General features: G+C 66.7%; 11 protein-coding genes. 2 read left to right on the plus strand and 9 right to left on the minus strand.

Annotated features, from left to right (window positions below; genetic code table 11):
* From mbtD to A5658_RS00780, 4 genes are all read right to left on the minus strand, one after another.
* Positions 1-2,879: mycobactin polyketide synthase MbtD (mbtD, locus tag A5658_RS00765; RefSeq protein ID WP_067329710.1), on the minus strand; the 2,879-nt coding region annotated here is incomplete at its 3' end.
* Complete coding sequence (locus A5658_RS00770; RefSeq protein WP_369830463.1) at positions 2,879-4,195, minus strand: polyketide synthase; 1,317 nt, start codon at positions 4,193-4,195, stop codon at positions 2,879-2,881. The genes mbtD and A5658_RS00770, both read right to left, overlap by 1 nt.
* Complete coding sequence (locus A5658_RS00775) at positions 4,188-4,955, minus strand: thioesterase II family protein (RefSeq protein WP_067329716.1); 768 nt, start codon at positions 4,953-4,955, stop codon at positions 4,188-4,190. The genes A5658_RS00770 and A5658_RS00775 overlap by 8 nt, the downstream gene beginning before the upstream one ends.
* Entirely contained in the window at positions 4,952-8,452 is a 3,501-nt protein-coding gene (locus A5658_RS00780; RefSeq protein WP_304442066.1) for an amino acid adenylation domain-containing protein, read from the minus strand. The genes A5658_RS00775 and A5658_RS00780 overlap by 4 nt, the downstream gene beginning before the upstream one ends.
* Before the next feature lie 312 nt (positions 8,453-8,764).
* Between A5658_RS00780 and A5658_RS00785 the strand changes: the two genes are divergently transcribed.
* Together A5658_RS00785 and A5658_RS00790 are read left to right on the plus strand one after the other, a co-directional pair.
* Positions 8,765-9,802 carry a hypothetical protein gene (locus A5658_RS00785; protein WP_156751187.1) on the plus strand — a complete coding sequence of 346 codons (1,038 nt, stop codon included), beginning with the start codon at positions 8,765-8,767 and terminating at the stop codon, positions 9,800-9,802.
* Positions 9,803-9,837: 35 nt separating this feature from the next.
* The gene (locus tag A5658_RS00790; RefSeq protein ID WP_067329722.1) at positions 9,838-11,445 is read left to right on the plus strand and encodes a (2,3-dihydroxybenzoyl)adenylate synthase; all 1,608 of its coding nucleotides are present in this window, start codon (positions 9,838-9,840) and stop codon (positions 11,443-11,445) included.
* Here A5658_RS00790 and A5658_RS27820 read toward each other — a convergent pair.
* The 5 genes from A5658_RS27820 to A5658_RS00810 all read right to left on the minus strand — a co-directional run bounded on the left by A5658_RS27820 (position 11,442) and on the right by A5658_RS00810 (position 15,292).
* Positions 11,442-11,603 carry a hypothetical protein gene (locus tag A5658_RS27820; protein WP_156751188.1) on the minus strand — a complete coding sequence of 54 codons (162 nt, stop codon included), beginning with the start codon at positions 11,601-11,603 and terminating at the stop codon, positions 11,442-11,444. The two genes, A5658_RS00790 and A5658_RS27820, sit on opposite strands and share 4 nt — an antisense overlap.
* 106 nt (positions 11,604-11,709) lie before the next feature.
* Positions 11,710-12,627, minus strand: a complete 918-nt coding sequence (locus tag A5658_RS00795; protein WP_067329725.1) for an LLM class F420-dependent oxidoreductase — start codon at positions 12,625-12,627, stop codon at positions 11,710-11,712.
* 24 nt (positions 12,628-12,651) lie between these two features.
* Positions 12,652-13,389, minus strand: a complete 738-nt coding sequence (locus A5658_RS00800) for an SDR family NAD(P)-dependent oxidoreductase (RefSeq protein WP_067329728.1) — start codon at positions 13,387-13,389, stop codon at positions 12,652-12,654.
* Entirely contained in the window at positions 13,386-13,826 is a 441-nt protein-coding gene (locus A5658_RS00805; protein ID WP_067329732.1) for a VOC family protein, read from the minus strand. Before A5658_RS00805 ends, A5658_RS00800 begins: the two co-directional genes overlap by 4 nt.
* Positions 13,823-15,292, minus strand: coding sequence for an NAD(P)/FAD-dependent oxidoreductase (locus A5658_RS00810; protein ID WP_067329735.1), 1,470 nt, complete (start codon positions 15,290-15,292; stop codon positions 13,823-13,825). Before A5658_RS00810 ends, A5658_RS00805 begins: the two co-directional genes overlap by 4 nt.
* Positions 15,293-15,329 lie beyond the last annotated feature (37 nt).

The following is a 15,329-nucleotide window of genomic DNA, read 5'->3' on the forward strand; positions in this document are numbered from 1 at the left end:
CGGTGACCCCCTGATTTTTGATGCGGACTTGCATCGGCTGCGGGTTTTCTTCGAAAGCCAGGGGATCGCGATGCGGTTCGGTCAGCCCGACGAGCACGACGACACGTTGCCGCACAACGATTTAAGCGGGCGGTCGCTGGCTGAGTTCGTGCACGCCGAACTCGCCGCGACGTTGCAACTGGGCGACGCGCTGTCGATCGACCCGACCGCATCGCGATCCCCTGGCTTTCGAAGAAAACCCGCAGCCGATGCAAGTCCGCATCAAAAATCAGGGGGTCACCGGCGTATCGCCCGAGGCTCGCGGCCATCGCCGGTTCGGCCCGCATCGCGACGAGGCCGGAGCGTTCGGTGCGGGCGATTTCCGCCGACGTGACAACGCCGGCGTCCTGCCACAAACCCCATCGAATGGCGGTGCAGTCCAACCCGGTGGCGCGCAGCTGAGCGGCAAGCGCGTCCAGGATCCGGTTGGAGGCCGCATAAGCGGCATGACCGTGGCCGCCCCAGACACCGAAAACCGATGAGCAGGCGAGAATTCGGCATTCCGGCTGCAGGGGCCATACGTCGGCCATCGCGGCCAGGCCGGAAACTTTCGCGGCGCATACACCTGCGACGTCCGAACCGCTCAGTTCGGCGCGCTCCGATACCGCCGCGATTCCCGCGGCATGGATCACCAACGAGGCCCCGGCCTCCGCGAATTCGGCCGCGACGGCTGCGACCGCGACGCGCTCGGTGATGTCGCAGCGCGGAGCGAGCACCTCGGCGTGATGACGTCCGATCAACGTCCGCAACGTCTCAGGCTCAACGCCATTGCGGCTCAATAGGACCACTCTGCGGGCGCCGCGCTCGATGCAGTGCCGGGCATAGCGCAGGCCGATGGCTCCGTTACCGCCGGTGACCACCACGTTGTCCAGCGTGGCCGCATCGAGCGGTCGGGTGGGTGCGGGTTGGGGGTCTTCACGCAACGTCCGGATGTAGCGGCGGGCTTCGTTGTGTTCGCCGTTGCGCAGCGCCATGGCACCGGCATCGCCGAGCAAGACGTCCAGAGCGGCGGCCGCGGTGTCGGGGTCGATGCCGCTCGCCGGAAGGTCGAGGGTGCCGAACGCCTGGTCGCCGAATTCGAAGCCGATGCTGCGGTGCATGGCGGCCAGTGCCGCCTGGGCGGGCCGCGTCGCGTCGTCCCCGATCACGCGTTCGCCGCCGGCGGTGAGCAGCCAGACGACTTGGCATCGCGGTCCGATGACCGCGTCGTAGTCGGGCAGCCCCGCGTCGGTCCTTTCGGCGATCTGCGCGACGGCGTCGGTCGCGTCGAGTTCGTAGAGCGTAGGTGCCACCACCGCAACGATTTCCGCCTCTCGCGGCGACACCACTTGATATCCGCGGTGGATTGCGGCGGCCGCGTTGAGTTGGCCGTCGCTGTCGCCGACGATCGCAATGGCAGTCTGCGTCGGCGCAGCCGGTGCCGGCATCTCCGCGGGCAGCCAGTCCTCGACTGCGACGGTCAGCGGGGACGCCGTGTCGGTGAGTGTGTCGGTGACGGGATCAGGCGCGGCCCAGAGGTGTACCGCCCGCATCGGCGCGTTCGGGAATCCGCGCAGCGGTGATGCACGCTGCGCCGGCATCGCATCGGCCCATGCATAGCCCGGATCGGCGATCGCGACCGCAGCGATATTCGCCGACAGCACGTCGGTGATCGGTCCGTCACGATGGCCCGAACCGACGATCACCGCCGACTCGTCGTCGATCAGCTCGTTGAGCGGGTAGAGCAGTGACGGATGCGCCGACATTTCGATGAACGCCTCGGCCCCGCACTTTTGCGCCGCGATCACAGCACGGTCAAATCGTACTGTGCTGCAAAGACTTTCGTACCAGTACCGCGAGAAGTTGACGTCGCTGCCGACCTCGGCCCCGATGGCCGCGCCGATGAACACTTTTCCGCCGTCGCGGAACTCCGATCGGGGCTGCAGTTTGACCAGTTCGGCCCCTAACGGGCGTAGCGCGCTGGTGTGGCCGGGGTAGTCCACGGTCAATTGTTGAGCGAACATACCGCGCGCCCGGGCCAGCTCGGTCACCGCGACCACCGCGTCGCGCTCCCCCGACACCACGGTCGCCGAAGGACCGTTGACCGCGGATACCTCCAGCCAGCCGGGTGTTTCGGCGATGATCGCCTGCGCCTCGTCGACGCCGATACCGAGCACCACCATCGCGTAGTGACCGGTCAGCCGTGCGACCACGCTGGCGCGGGCACCAACCAGAGCGGCCCCGTCGGCCAGCGAAATCTTCTCGGCCACACAGGCCGCCGCGATCTCACCGAGGCTGTGGCCGACGGTGATGGCCGGTAACACGCCCGAGAACTTCCATTGCGTCGCCAGGCTTACCGCGTGGGTGAACTGCGCGCCCTGAATCTCGACTCGCGACCAATCCCGCTCCGCGTCGCCCTGCAGGTATGGCAGCGGTGACGGGTATCCGGCCGCGACGAATGCCTCCGCGCACTGGTCGGCCTCGGCGCGATATGCGGCCAGCAGCCGGTAGGCCGCCGCTCCCATCGACTGCCACTGGTTGCCCTGCCCCGGGAAGACGAAAGCCACGCACGGCGCAACGCTTTTCGATGACCGCGCCACCAGCGGATGGTTGTCGTCGTGGGCCAACGCCGACAAGGCAGCGATCAGCTCGCCGCGATCGGCGGCCCGCACCACGGCGCGGTGGCGTCGTACGCGCCGCAACCGGAGCAAGGTGGATGCGACCTCGACGGTCGGATCGTGGTCTCCGCCAAGCCGGTCCAGGTAATCGAGGATGGCCGAAGCGTCCTGGGCGATCAACCGCTCGTCATGCGCCGAGAGCAAGATCGGGACGCGGCCGTCGGGCAGCGGTTGGGCCAGCATCAGGCAACCTCGGGAACTGAGACGATGACGTGCGCGTTGGTGCCGGCGATCCCGAACGCCGACGTGGCCGCGACCCGTTGTCCGTCGACGGCCGGCCAGGGCGTCAGTGTCGTTGCAAGACGTAGACCCTGTTTCTCCCAGTCGATTTCGGTGCTGGCTTCATCGGCGTGCAATGTCGAGGGGATGGCTTGGTGTTCTGCGGACACCAGAATCTTGGCCAGGCCCAGCGCGCCGCTGGCGGCCAGGGCGTGACCGAGATTCGACTTCACCGAGCCCAGCAGTGCTCCGGTCTCGGATTCGGTGTCGCCGTAGGTCTGTGCCAACGACTGCAGTTCGGTGCGGTCGCCCAGTCGGGTGCCGGTGCCGTGCCCTTCGACCATGCCGACGTCATCGGGGCGGATTCCCGCCTCGGCGATCGCGCGGCGGTACAAGCTGACTTGTGCCGCCGCGCTCGGGGCGCTCAGGCCCGCGCTGCGGCCGTCGTGGTTGATCGCGCTGCCGAGGATTTCAGCGAGGATCGGCCGCCCGTCGCGCAGTGCCGCGGACTTACGTTGCAGCACAAAGACTGCCGCTCCCTCCGCCCAGACGGTCCCGCTGGCCTGCGCGCTGTAGGCGCGGCAGTGCCCGTCGTCGGACAGCGCGTGTTGTTTGGAGAATTCGACGAAGAATCCCGGCGAACCCAACACGTTGACCCCTCCGGCCAGCGCCAGGGCGCAGTCGCCGTTCTGCAGCGCGCGCACCGCCGCGTGAAAAGCCACCAGCGCCGACGCACAGGACGAGTCGATCGTCACCGCCGGACCGGTCGACCCGAGCGTGTACGCGAGGCGGCCGGAGATCACGCTCAGGGCGGTACCGGCGAGCAGATGGCCGCTGTATTCGGAGAATTCGGCCATTTGCGGCCCGTAGCCGGTGGCGGACGCCCCGATATAGCAGCCCGTGTCGTGGCCGGCCAGGTCGTCGGGATTGATGCCGCTGTTCTCCAACGCCCGCCACGCCACCCGCAGCGCAATACGTTGCTGAGGGTCCATCGCGACCGCTTCCCGCGGTGAGATCCCGAAAAACTCGGGGTCGAACATCGTTGCACCGCTGAGGAATCCGCCGCGGTCGTGGATCTCCTTGAATCCGCTCCGTCTCGAGCCGGCGAACAGCTCGCGGACCGACCAGCCGCGGTCGACGGGGAACGAGGTCAGCGCTTCACGACCCTCGGACAACAAATCCCAATACGCGGCAGCGGTGTCGATGTCACCGGGCGCCTCCAGCGCCATGCCGACCACCACCACCGGATCCCGGGTAGCCGAAGACCTGTCCTCAGCCACCGGCATTCACCCGCGCAGCCACATCGTCGATGTGGTCGTCGAGGTAGAAGTGACCGCCGTCGTACCAGTCGAGGCTAAAGGACCCGGCGGTGTGGCTTTCCCAAAGTTCCAGTTCTCCCGCGTCGACCCGGGGGTCGCCGTGAGCCCCCAATCCTGAGATGTCCGCGGCAATCTGGATATCGGGGCTGCAGGCGTAGCGGTTGATCGCGGCATAATCGGCGCGCATCGCGGTCACCAGCAGCTCGGCGAATTCCGGGTCGGCCAGCAGCTCGGCGTCCGTCCCACCGAATTCCGTCATATCGACCAGCAGGTCGTCGTGACTCGTCGGCAGATCGGGCTTGGCCTCGACCGCGCAGGGCGCCGGCGCCGCCGAGGCCCACAGCCGTTCGACCGCCACGCCACGGGATTCCGCGATCCTGGCGAATTCGAAGGCGACGACAGCGCCCATGCTGTGACCGAACAACCGCAGCGGCGCCGCCTGACGCCATGGGCCTGCGACGAACAAGCTGCGGGCGAGATCCTGCACTGTCCGCGGCGCGGGCTCGTTGAGACGTTCCGCGCGTTGCGGATACTGAACGATGTAGGTGTCACCGCCGCCGGCCGCCAGCGCAGTCGCGAGCTTCCGGTAGCCGGTGGCCGCACCGCCGGCGTGCGGGAACACCACTGTGGCGCCGCGCGCCCCCACGCCCCCGCCCGGGAATCGCTTGATCCAGGACGGGAACTCCTTTTTCTGCACCGATGTCAGGTTGTCGAAAATCATGGCGCCGATTCGTTTCCAGCGATCGCCGCCACCACATGACCGGCTTCCATGCCGACGACCTCCAAGTACAGTTCGGCGACCTGCTCGAGGCGGTCCGGGTCGGTTTCGCGGCGGAGGAGCGTATCCGCCAGCGCGGAAACCGTTCGAGTGGCGAAGATGTCGGCCACGGCGATGTCGGGGGTGTCGAGCCAGGCCCGAAGCCGCGCGACGGTTTGGGTCGCCAGCACCGAGTCCCCGCCGAGGGCGAAGAAGTCGTCGTCGACACCGACGGCGTCCGCACCGAGGACGTCGCCGACGATCGCCGCGACCGCGGATTGCACCGGAGTTGTCGGGGCGCGGTGTTGGGGTGCCGACGATTCGGCCGCCGCAGCAGCCAACTGTGCGGTCACGACGCGTCGGTCGATCTTTCCGGCAAGCGTGAACGGCACGTGATCGACCAAGGAAATGTGTTGCGGAATCATGTGGGCCGGCACGAGTTCGGCCATCGCCAGCCGCACGCGATCGGCGGTGAGCCGCGGGTGGTCGGCATGAACGGCCGCGGCCAGCAGCTCGGCGCCACCGCCAGTCGTCACCACCGCGGCGACCGCGGTTGCGACGCCGGGGAGTTGACGCAGGGCAACTTCGACTTCGCCAATTTCGACTCGGTAGCCGCTGATTTTCACGCGGTGGTCGGCGCGGCCGACGAATTCCAGCACCCCGTCCGGCCAGTATCTGACCAGATCGCCGGTGCGGTACCACGTCCGGCCGTCGTACTCGACGAAACGCTCGGCGGTGAGGTCGGGTCGGCCGCGGTATCCGCGCGCGACACCGCGTCCGGATATCCACAATTCACCCGCCACCCAGTCGGGGCAGTCGTCGCCGCGGTCGTTGACCACGCGGCAGACGTTGTTGGCAAGCGGTATGCCGAACGGCAGCGCGGTCAGCTCGGGCGGGAGCTCAGCTAGCTCGCCGACCTCGAAAATGGTGTTGTGCGTGGCGGTTTCGGTGGCGCCGCCCAGCCCGGCGAACCGGAGCGCGGGTGCGTCGGCGCGTAGCCTGCGAACGACCTCGGGCCGCACCCAGTCACCACCGGTCGGCACTACCCGCACCGACGACAGCCGGCCGGCGCCCACCTCGACCAGCATCTCCAGCCAGCCGGGCATGAAGTGCAACACCGTGACGCGGTGAGTCTCGATCAACCGCGCCCAGGCGTCGGGGTCGCGACGTTGGGCCTCGTCGACCACCACGATCGACCCGCCGGTCCGCAGGGTGACGAAAACGTCCATCACCGAGATGTCGCCCTCGAGGGTGGACAGCGCCAGACAACGATCGGCAGGCCCGATGTCGAAATGTCTGCCGATGAATTCCACGGTGTTCATCGACGCGTCGTGGCTGACCTCGACACCCTTGGGCTCGCCGGTCGAGCCGGAGGTGAACAAGACGTAGGCCAGCGCAGCGGGATCGCCACCGACAGGCTCGAAATCCGCGGGATCGTCGTTCAACAGATCGGTGACCGTCAGCGCGGGCACCGGCAACGAGAATTGTTGCTCGCCACACACCAGGGCCAGCTTCACGTGGCCGGCCCGCAGGATGCGGTCGGCGCGGTCGGGGGGCTGGTCGAGGCTGATCGGCAGGTAGACCGCACCCGCCGCGAGGATCCCCAGGACTGCGGGTACCTGTTCGGCGGACTTGGGCCCCATTATCGCGACCGTGTCGCCGACGCCGATTCCGTTGTCACGCAACGCCGCACCGACAGCCAGCGCCTGCTGCCGGAGCTGGCCGTAGGTCAGGTTTCCGGAGCTGGCGAGAACGGCGGGCGCGTCAGGCTGCTGCCGCGCGCGCTGAAAGAAGCCGTCGTGCAGCAGCTCAGTACTAGGAGCGGCGCTGCGGCCGTTGAGCTTGTCGCGCACCGCGCGCTGATCGGCGGGCAGCGCCGGCGGGTCCGGTCGAGTCCACGCATCGGCGTCGGAGGCCAGTCGCTGGAGTTCGTGGATGTGGTGGGCGAACATCGCGTCGATCACGCCGGCCGGGAAGACGTCCTCGCGGACATCCCAATTCACCATGACGCCGCCGTCGAATTCGGTGACCTGAGCATCCAGCGAAACCTGCGGACCCTGCGAGATGATCCAACCGGGCGTGCCGAAGGCCTCGGTCACGTCACGGCTGAACAACTCGCCGAGCCCGAGAGCGCTGGTGAATACCACCGGGGCGAGTACCGGCGTGCCCCGGTGGCGGCCGAGGTCACGCAGTACCGACAGACCTGGGTAGGCCGCATGCGCGGCGGCGGTTCGCATGGCGTCCTGTACGGCGTGTGCTCGCGACGCCGCATCGGCCGCATCCGTCAGGTCGATGTCGAGTAGCAGCGAAGAGGTGAAGTCGCCGACCAGGCTGTCGACATCGGGATGGATGGCCTCGCGGCCGAACAGCGGGACGTTCAGCAGAAATCGCGAAGCGCTCGACCAGCATGCCAAAGTATGCGAGAACGCGGCCGCGAACATCATCGCGGGAGTGACGCCGTGTGCACGGGCGTGCGCGAACAGCGCATCGCGGGTCTGTGGGTCCAACCATTGCCAACGCCGAGTGCTGTTGCGCGACAAGCTTTTTCTATTGCCCGATGGCAGTCGTGGCGGGTCGGGAAGCTCGGGTATGCGCTGCAGCCACCAGTCCCGGTCGGCGTCGTAGGCTGGCCGCGGCCCGGCCTCCCGGCGCACGATCTCACTTCGGTACTCCGGGTAGGTGAAGCCCAAGTCGGCGAGTTGCCGCCCCCGGTACAGTGCCGCCAAGTCCGCCATCAGGGTCCGGTAGCTCATCGCGTCGGCGGCTTGCATGTCCAAATCGACGTGCAGGCGCGATGTTTCGCCGGGCAGCAGCGAGAGGGTGAGTTCGAATACCTGCCCGTCGAGCTGTTGGTGCGACTTGGTCTCGCGAAGCGCGAGCAGCCGCTGCCCGACGACATCGTCGGCGAGGTCACGGAAGTCGTGCACGGTCACCGGAAAATCGGCCAGCGCGCCGATGCGCTGATTCCCGTCGGTACCGAATTGAACCCGCAGCATCGGATGACGCGCGGCCAACGCGGTAGCGGCCTGGCGTAACCGGTCGGGATCGATTGCGCAGGAGTCGAATTCGACGTAGAGGTGCCCGGCAACTCCGCCGAGCGGCTGACTGTCGTGGCGGCCGACCCACATGGCGTGCTGCATCGGGGCGAGCGGAAATGCGTCGTCCGACGGAACGCGCGGCGTGGCCCGCGCGTCGGGCTCCGATGCGGCGGGTGCAGCCTCGACGAGCAGCGACCACGCCTCGATGGTGGGTTCGGCCACCAGCGCGGCGAAGTCGACGTCGACCCCTCGACGACGCCACTTGCCGGCCAGCGACATCATCCTGATCGAGTCGAGGCCCTGGCTGACGAGGCTGCCGGCGGGGTCGACGGAATCGACGCTCACGCCGAGCAATTCGGCGACCTCGGCCCGCACGTCGTTAGGGCTGCCAGCAATGGAAGCCCCGGCCCCGCCAGTCGTCACACCCACCCCTTTGTCAGTTAGTGGAGGCTAGCCTAAATTGCTGGCTACTTTAGTGGCTGGGTACCTGCGAACGCTACCGGCGCAAAATCCCGACCCCGCAGGCGCTGCGCGACGTGACGCCGACCACATTCTGTCCCGCGGTGCATCCGGACCGACGATTCGACCAGCGGTTATTTGCACCCCGTCAGCGGCGACAAAGGATGCCCTAATTGAGGTTAGGCAACCCTATTGTGACTCAGGTAAACCTCAGGTAGCGTCGCGTTCCGCCTGGTTATGACTCGACACCACTTATCTTCACTTAAGGAGATGCGCGTGCGTCTAGCTGTCCCCTCCAACTCGACGGCCCACATGAGCCGGCTGATGATCGCCGGCCTCGCGGTCGCAGGCGCAGGCCTGTTCGCGATCAACGCGCCGACCGCCGGAGTCCCTGTCCAGCACTACAACGTGAAGCTGGCCTCGGGCGAAGTCGACTGGACGACGTTCCTGTCCGACACCCAGGCCAACCTGGCGACCCTGCAAGCCGAAGGCACCACGGCGAGCACCGAGCTGTCGACCGCGCTCGGAAACGTCTCGGATGCCTTCAGCACCCAAATCAGCACCGCTCTGACCGGCTTCGACACCGGTGTCAACAACGCGCTGTTCGGCGGCTGGTACGGCGGCGACGACGGCTTCGTCTTCGGGATCTTCGGCGGGGAACCGGTCGTCGGGCCGAACGGCACCACCGAGACCGGCAGCCTGATCGCCACGCTTTCGAACGATTTCGCGAACATCTCGACCACCCCCAATGGCAGCGAGCAGCTCTTCAGCGACTTCAACGCGTATTCGCTCGAGCTGCTGGACCACACCCTCAAGCCGTTGCTCTCTCCCCTGCTCGACGAGACCAGCAAGGGAGTGACGACGCTGTCGATTCCCGTCGAGCTGTCGCAGATTCAGACCAACCTCCTAGAGGCGTTCGGCAACTACAACGAACTCAAGGGGCTGGCGGAGACCGTGCTGTCTCCCGAGATCAGCGGCTTCTTCGCGTTATCCACCGACCTGGACAACATCAATGCCGCGATGACGGCCGGCGACAGCACCCTGGCCATGACAGATCTGAACAACCTGGGCTCCGACGTGTTGAACGCGATCGTCAATGGTTACGACGCGGGCGTGAACCCAGTCAACGGTGTCGAGAACATCTTCCCGGGACTGATCAACGCGGGCAGCTTCCTCGACGAGCTGTACACGACGTGGACCTCGCAGTTCATCGACGCGTTCGGCTCGCTGGCGACGGAGTCGGCGACCGCGGGCGCGTCCGAGGCTGTGACGAGCGCCGTCCCCGATTTGTTCACGGGGCTGCTTAGCTTCTAGGCAAGCGGCGCGCCGGGCGGGGATGGAGGCAAGGGATGCTCGAAGGCTTTGTCCCGTTCCCGCCCGACCGTGCGGCGGCCTACCGGGCCGCCGGCTATTGGGCGGGCCGGACCGTCGACTCGCTGCTGTCCGGGGCCGCCCAGCGCTGGCCGACGAACACGGCGGTGGTCGACGCCGACGGGTCCGAACGGCTGACCTTCGGGCAACTCGACGAACGCGCCGACCGGGCCGCGGCGGGGCTGGCCGAACTCGGTATCGATGCCGGTGACCGGGTGCTGCTACAGCTGCCGAACAGCTGCCAGTTCGCGGTGGCGCTCTTCGCGCTGCTGCGCGCCGGCGCGATCCCGGTGATGTGTCTGACCGGCCACCGAGCGGCCGAGTTGGGGCACTTCGCCGCCGTCAGCGAAGCGGCCGCGTTGATAATCCCCGACACCGCAAGCGGTTTCGACTACCGCCCGATGGCTGAACAACTCGCGCGCGACCACTCCGGGCTGCGTCGCGTCGTCGTCGACGGCGAACCCGGACCATTTGTCGCCTGGTCGCAGGTAAGCGCCAGTGCAGCCCGAAAACCGGACCATCGACCAGATCCCGAATCCCCCGCGTTGCTTCTAGTCTCCGGTGGCACCACGGGCACACCGAAGCTCATCCCCCGCACCCACGACGACTACGTCTACAACGCCACCGCCAGCGCAGCGCTATGCGAGTTCAGCAGCGACGACGTCTACCTGGCCGCACTACCGGCCGCACACAATTTCCCCCTGGCCTGTCCCGGGCTGCTCGGCGCCATCTCGGTCGGCGCGGCCACGGTATTTCTCGCCAACCCGAGCCCGGAATCGGCGTTCGGCGCCATCGCACGTCACGGCGTGACCGTCACCGCATTGGTGCCGGCGCTGGCCAACCTCTGGGCCCAGGCCACCGAGTGGGAGCCGCAGGTGCCAACCTCGTTGCGGCTGTTGCAAGTTGGCGGTGCCAAGCTGGAAGCCGGTGACGCTCAACGAGTCCGAGAAACCCTGACGCCGGGCCTGCAGCAGGTGTTCGGGATGGCCGAGGGATTGCTGAACTACACCCGCCCCGGCGACCCGCCAGAGGTTGTCGACCACACGCAGGGACGTCCGCTGTGTGAGGGCGACGAACTGCGCATCGTCGACGATGCGGGCGAACCCGTCACCGCTGGTACCGAGGGCGAATTGCTGGTCCGTGGCCCATACACGTTCAACGGGTACTTCCGTGCCGACGAAGCCAACGCGACCTCCTTCGACCCGAACGGGTTCTATCGCACCGGCGACCTGGTCCGGCGGCACGCCGATGGAAACATAGAGGTCACCGGGCGGGTGAAGGACGTCATTCATCGCGGTGGCGAGACCATTCCCGCGGCCGACCTCGAAGAGCATCTGCGCACTCACCCCGCGATTTCGGCGGCGGCCGCGGTGGCGCTGCCGGATGCCTATCTCGGCGAGAAGGTCTGCGCGGCAGTCGTTTTCTCCGGAGAGCCGGTGACGCTCACGGAGCTGAACACCTATCTCGACCGGCGTGGCGTGGCCCGGCATGCGCGACCCGATGTGCTCAACGCGATGACGTCGCTGCCGACCACCCCGGTCGGCAAGGTCGACAAGAAGGCGATTGCCCGGCAATTACAGTCTTAAGATTCGTCGACGAATTCACCGAGTTCAGACAGAGATTCTTTACCTTTAGCGCCTAATCTCAACGTCATGGCAGTAAAAGTTGACAGCTCGTCCACGGCGAACAGCCGGGTGGAGGCGAAGCGGTCATTCATGTCGATCGCTTTCTCGGTGCTTGCCACTGGCGCGACGATCTTCGGCGCGGGTGCCGCAATGGCGTCACCGTCGTCCGTTGCTCCCGGAGATGCGCTTTTAGCGTTCCACGGCAAGTAATTCGGCAGTAACCTCTTACAGAGCCGCGGCCAGCCTCCACAACGCCTCGCGATCGGCCGAATCGGTCCGCTCCAGCGGACTGAGGGTTAACTCGGTGGCACCCGCATCCAGATACGAAGCCAGTTGTCGCGCAACGGCTTCCTCCGGGCCGACAGCGGCAAGTTCGGCGATATCGTCGACACCTTCTCGAGCTATCACGTTGCGATATGACGGGATTGACGCGTAGAAGCCCAGGTGCTCCGCGGCGACCGCCCGGGCGCTCTCGACCTCCGCGGACAACACGACTGGCACGGCCGTGATGACACGCGGCACCGGACGGCCCGCTTCGGCCGCGGCTTTGTTGATGGTCGGCACGATGAACTCGCCGATGGTCCGCGGGCCCGCGAGATAGGGAATGGTTCCGTCAGCAAGCTCACCGGTGACGCGCAATGCTTTGGGGCCCATCGCCGCTACGTAAATCGGGACAGGGGTGCCGCCCGCGACCTGCACCGGCCACGTCGGGCTCGCACTGATCTCGCTCCCGTGAAAGTCGACGCTTCCGGTATCGATGACCGAACGCAGGATCGTCAAGTGTTCACGCAGGCGGGTGATGACGTGTGGCCAGTCACCGCCGAACGCGGGACGTTCGACGAGGCGCGCACCCAGCCCGAGGCCCAGGCTGAAGTTGCCGTGGGTGGCCGCCTGCGCCGTCTGCGCCAACTGGGCGACGATCAGCGGATGGCGCGGGTTGATCGGGACCACCGACGTGCCGACACCGAGCCCGGGTACGGCAGTCCCGACAAGCGCTGCCAGCGAGATGGCGTCGTAGTTCATTTGTTGCGCCAGCCACACCTTCGTTACGCCGAGCTCGTGAGCTCGTCTTGCCTGGCCGATGACGTCGTCGACGAGGTTGGCTGCACCGGGACGTGGGATGAGCAGGACTCCAGCTGGCATGCGGGGCACAACGTCGTCGGGCGATCAGCCATTCCTTCGCTTGGCCTGCAACTTCTGAATCTGCCCGTAGGTGTCGATCGGGCTGTGCAACGCCAGACCACCGTCGGCCAGTACGGTTTGTCCAGTGACCCAAGTCATTTCGAGGACGGCGACGATGGCCTCGGCGACATCGTCGGCCTCCCCTACCCGGCCGAGGGCCGTCCGCCGGCTCAGGCCGTCCAGCCAACCCGGAAGTTGCTCGGCGCCGGCGAGCATGGGTGTTCGGGTGACACCCGGTCCCACCGCATTGACCCGAATCGCATGCGGGCCCCATTCGCTGGCCGCCACCCGGACAAGCATGTCGACACCGGCTTTGGATACGCAGTAGGCGCCCATGTCGCGGTCGGCGACGGTGCCGCTGATGCTCGACACCGCGACGATGGATCCGCCGCCGCCGTTGTCGATCATCGATTGCGCCACCGCCCGCATGGTCAACCACGTTCCGGTGAGGTTGACGTCGACGACGCGTTTCCAGTCGGCGGGATCCTGCGCGAGCAGCATGCCGGATGCGCCTATCGCGGCGCAGGCGACGAGACGGTCCGGCACGCCGGCCGTTGCCACCGTTTGCTCAAGCGCCGCGGCCACCGCGTCGGGATCACTGATGTCACACGCGATGTCCCCGCCGCGCAGATCCCACGTGAGGACGGTGTGTCCGGCTTGCCTCAACCGGTCGGCCGCGGCAGCGCCGATGCCGGACGCGCCACCGGTCACGATGGCGCTCACCGCGCCGGGCCGATCAGCTCCACGCGGACACCGTCCGGTGCTGTGATCACCGCCATCTGAACGTGCTTTCCCTGCGGCGCGGGGACCGCGATCTGGCGTATGCCGTCGGCGAATCCGGCATCCGCCAGCCGGCGAAGCGCCGGTTCGACGTCGCGGTTCAACGAGACCAGGAAGAAACCCGCTGCCGGACCATGCGTCGGTTCGCGTGCGGGTGCAGCGTGGTCGAACACCACGAGTTCGATGATGCCGGTGTCGGGTGCGCCGGGGTCGCCGAGAAAGACCGACCGCAGCGTGTCTGTGCTGGCATCGAAAAGGCTTGGCCAGTCGCCGGTGAAGACGTGATCGAACAGGATCGCGAGGCCCAGGCCGTCCCGCCAGAACCGCAGCGAATGCTCGACGTCGGTGGTCACGATCGCGGTGTGATGAACGCCGTTCATGCGTTACCAGCCTTCGGGTAGGTGTCGAACAGATCCAAGCCGACGGCGGCGAGACGTTGCGCGAACATCGCTCCGCTATACGGATACTGCGTCACCATCTTGCCGCTGGGATGACGAAAGTAGTTGCTGCAGTTGGCCGCCCAGACGGTGGTGTCCAGGGCCCGCTGGATCTCGGCGTTGAACTCGTCGTGCGGTCCGCGTTTGATGTCGACCGCCCCGATGGCTTCCCGGGTCATCGTGTCGAGCAGGCGACGGACAAACTCGGCCTGCGCTTCCAGGATGTAGATCATCGAGGTGATCCCGTTGGTGTTCGGTCCGTACAACGTGAACAGGTTGGGGTAGCCCGGCACCACGGTGCCCAGATACGCCTCGGCACCGTCCGACCATTCGTCGTGCAGTCGCCGGCCACCGCTGCCGTAGACATCGAGACTGCTCAAGTAGTCGGCGGCCTTGAATCCGGTCCCGAAGATCACCGTGTCCACCCGGTGTTCCACACCGTCGGCGGTGCGCAGACCGCGTTCGGTGAAGGACAGTATCGGTGAGGTCTCCAACGTGACGTTCGGCAGCGCGAAGACCGGAAACCACGTCTTGGACTGCAGCGGCCGCTTGCAGCCGACGGGGTAGTCGGGCAACAACTTTGATCGCAATTCCGGGTCCTTGACCTTTTTCATCAGGTATCCGTACGACATGTCGGTCAGCATCTTGGTCATGTCGGAGTCGACGCCGAAGTCGGCCGCCTCGTACTGCTCAAAAGCCGCGTCCCGAACCTTTAGCGCTTCGGCGGGATCACTGGCGAACAACGCCTGCTGCTCGGGCGTGAACGGATCGTCGAACCGCGGGGCCACCCAGATCGGGGTGCGCTGAAAGATGGTCAGATGCTCGGTCTGCGCGGCGATCTCGGGAACGTACTGGACCGCGCTGGCACCCGTCCCGATCGACGCAACCCGTTCGCCCGCGGTCGATTTCGAATGATCCCACTGCGACGAGTGAAATACTCTCCCGCCGAACAGCTCTCGCCCCGGGATCGCAGGGACGTTGGGAATGTCGAGCATGCCGACCGCGCTGACCAGGACGTCGAGCTCGTACCGCTCCCCCCGCTCGGTTTCGATCGTCCATCGCGCGTCGGTGTCCGACCACCGGGCCGCGCTCACCGTGGTGTTCGCGTGCAGATGTGGCCCGAGTTGGTGGTCGGCGGCGACCTTCTCCAGGTACTCGAGGATTTCGGGCTGGTTGGCGAAGGTCTTGCTCCAGTACGGGTTGAGCGCGAACGAAAACGAGTAGAAATGTGACGGCACATCGCAGGCCGCACCCGGATAGGTGTTGTTGCGCCAAGTCCCCCCGAAGCCGTCGCCGCGCTCGAAGATCGTGAAGTCGTAACCGCCATGCGTCAGCTGGATGCCCATCGCGATCCCGCCGGGACCGGCGCCGATGACGCCGACCCGCGGCTTCCTCGCCTGCACGACCATCCTGCAAATGTTACATATGACACCCCATATGTAAACA

The organism is Mycobacterium sp. 1245111.1 (assembly GCF_001673405.1).
Classification (GTDB): domain Bacteria; phylum Actinomycetota; class Actinomycetes; order Mycobacteriales; family Mycobacteriaceae; genus Mycobacterium.

Excerpts from the sequence above, each read along its gene's own strand:
- A5658_RS00805 (WP_067329732.1), bottom strand. The coding sequence starts at position 13,826 with ATGAACGGCGTTCATCACACCGCGATCGTGACCACCGACGTCGAGCAT.
- A5658_RS00790 (WP_067329722.1), top strand. The coding sequence starts at position 9,838 with ATGCTCGAAGGCTTTGTCCCGTTCCCGCCCGACCGTGCGGCGGCCTAC.
- A5658_RS00795 (WP_067329725.1), bottom strand. The coding sequence starts at position 12,627 with ATGCCAGCTGGAGTCCTGCTCATCCCACGTCCCGGTGCAGCCAACCTC.
- A5658_RS00810 (WP_067329735.1), bottom strand. The coding sequence starts at position 15,292 with ATGGTCGTGCAGGCGAGGAAGCCGCGGGTCGGCGTCATCGGCGCCGGT.
- A5658_RS00775 (WP_067329716.1), bottom strand. The coding sequence starts at position 4,955 with ATGATTTTCGACAACCTGACATCGGTGCAGAAAAAGGAGTTCCCGTCC.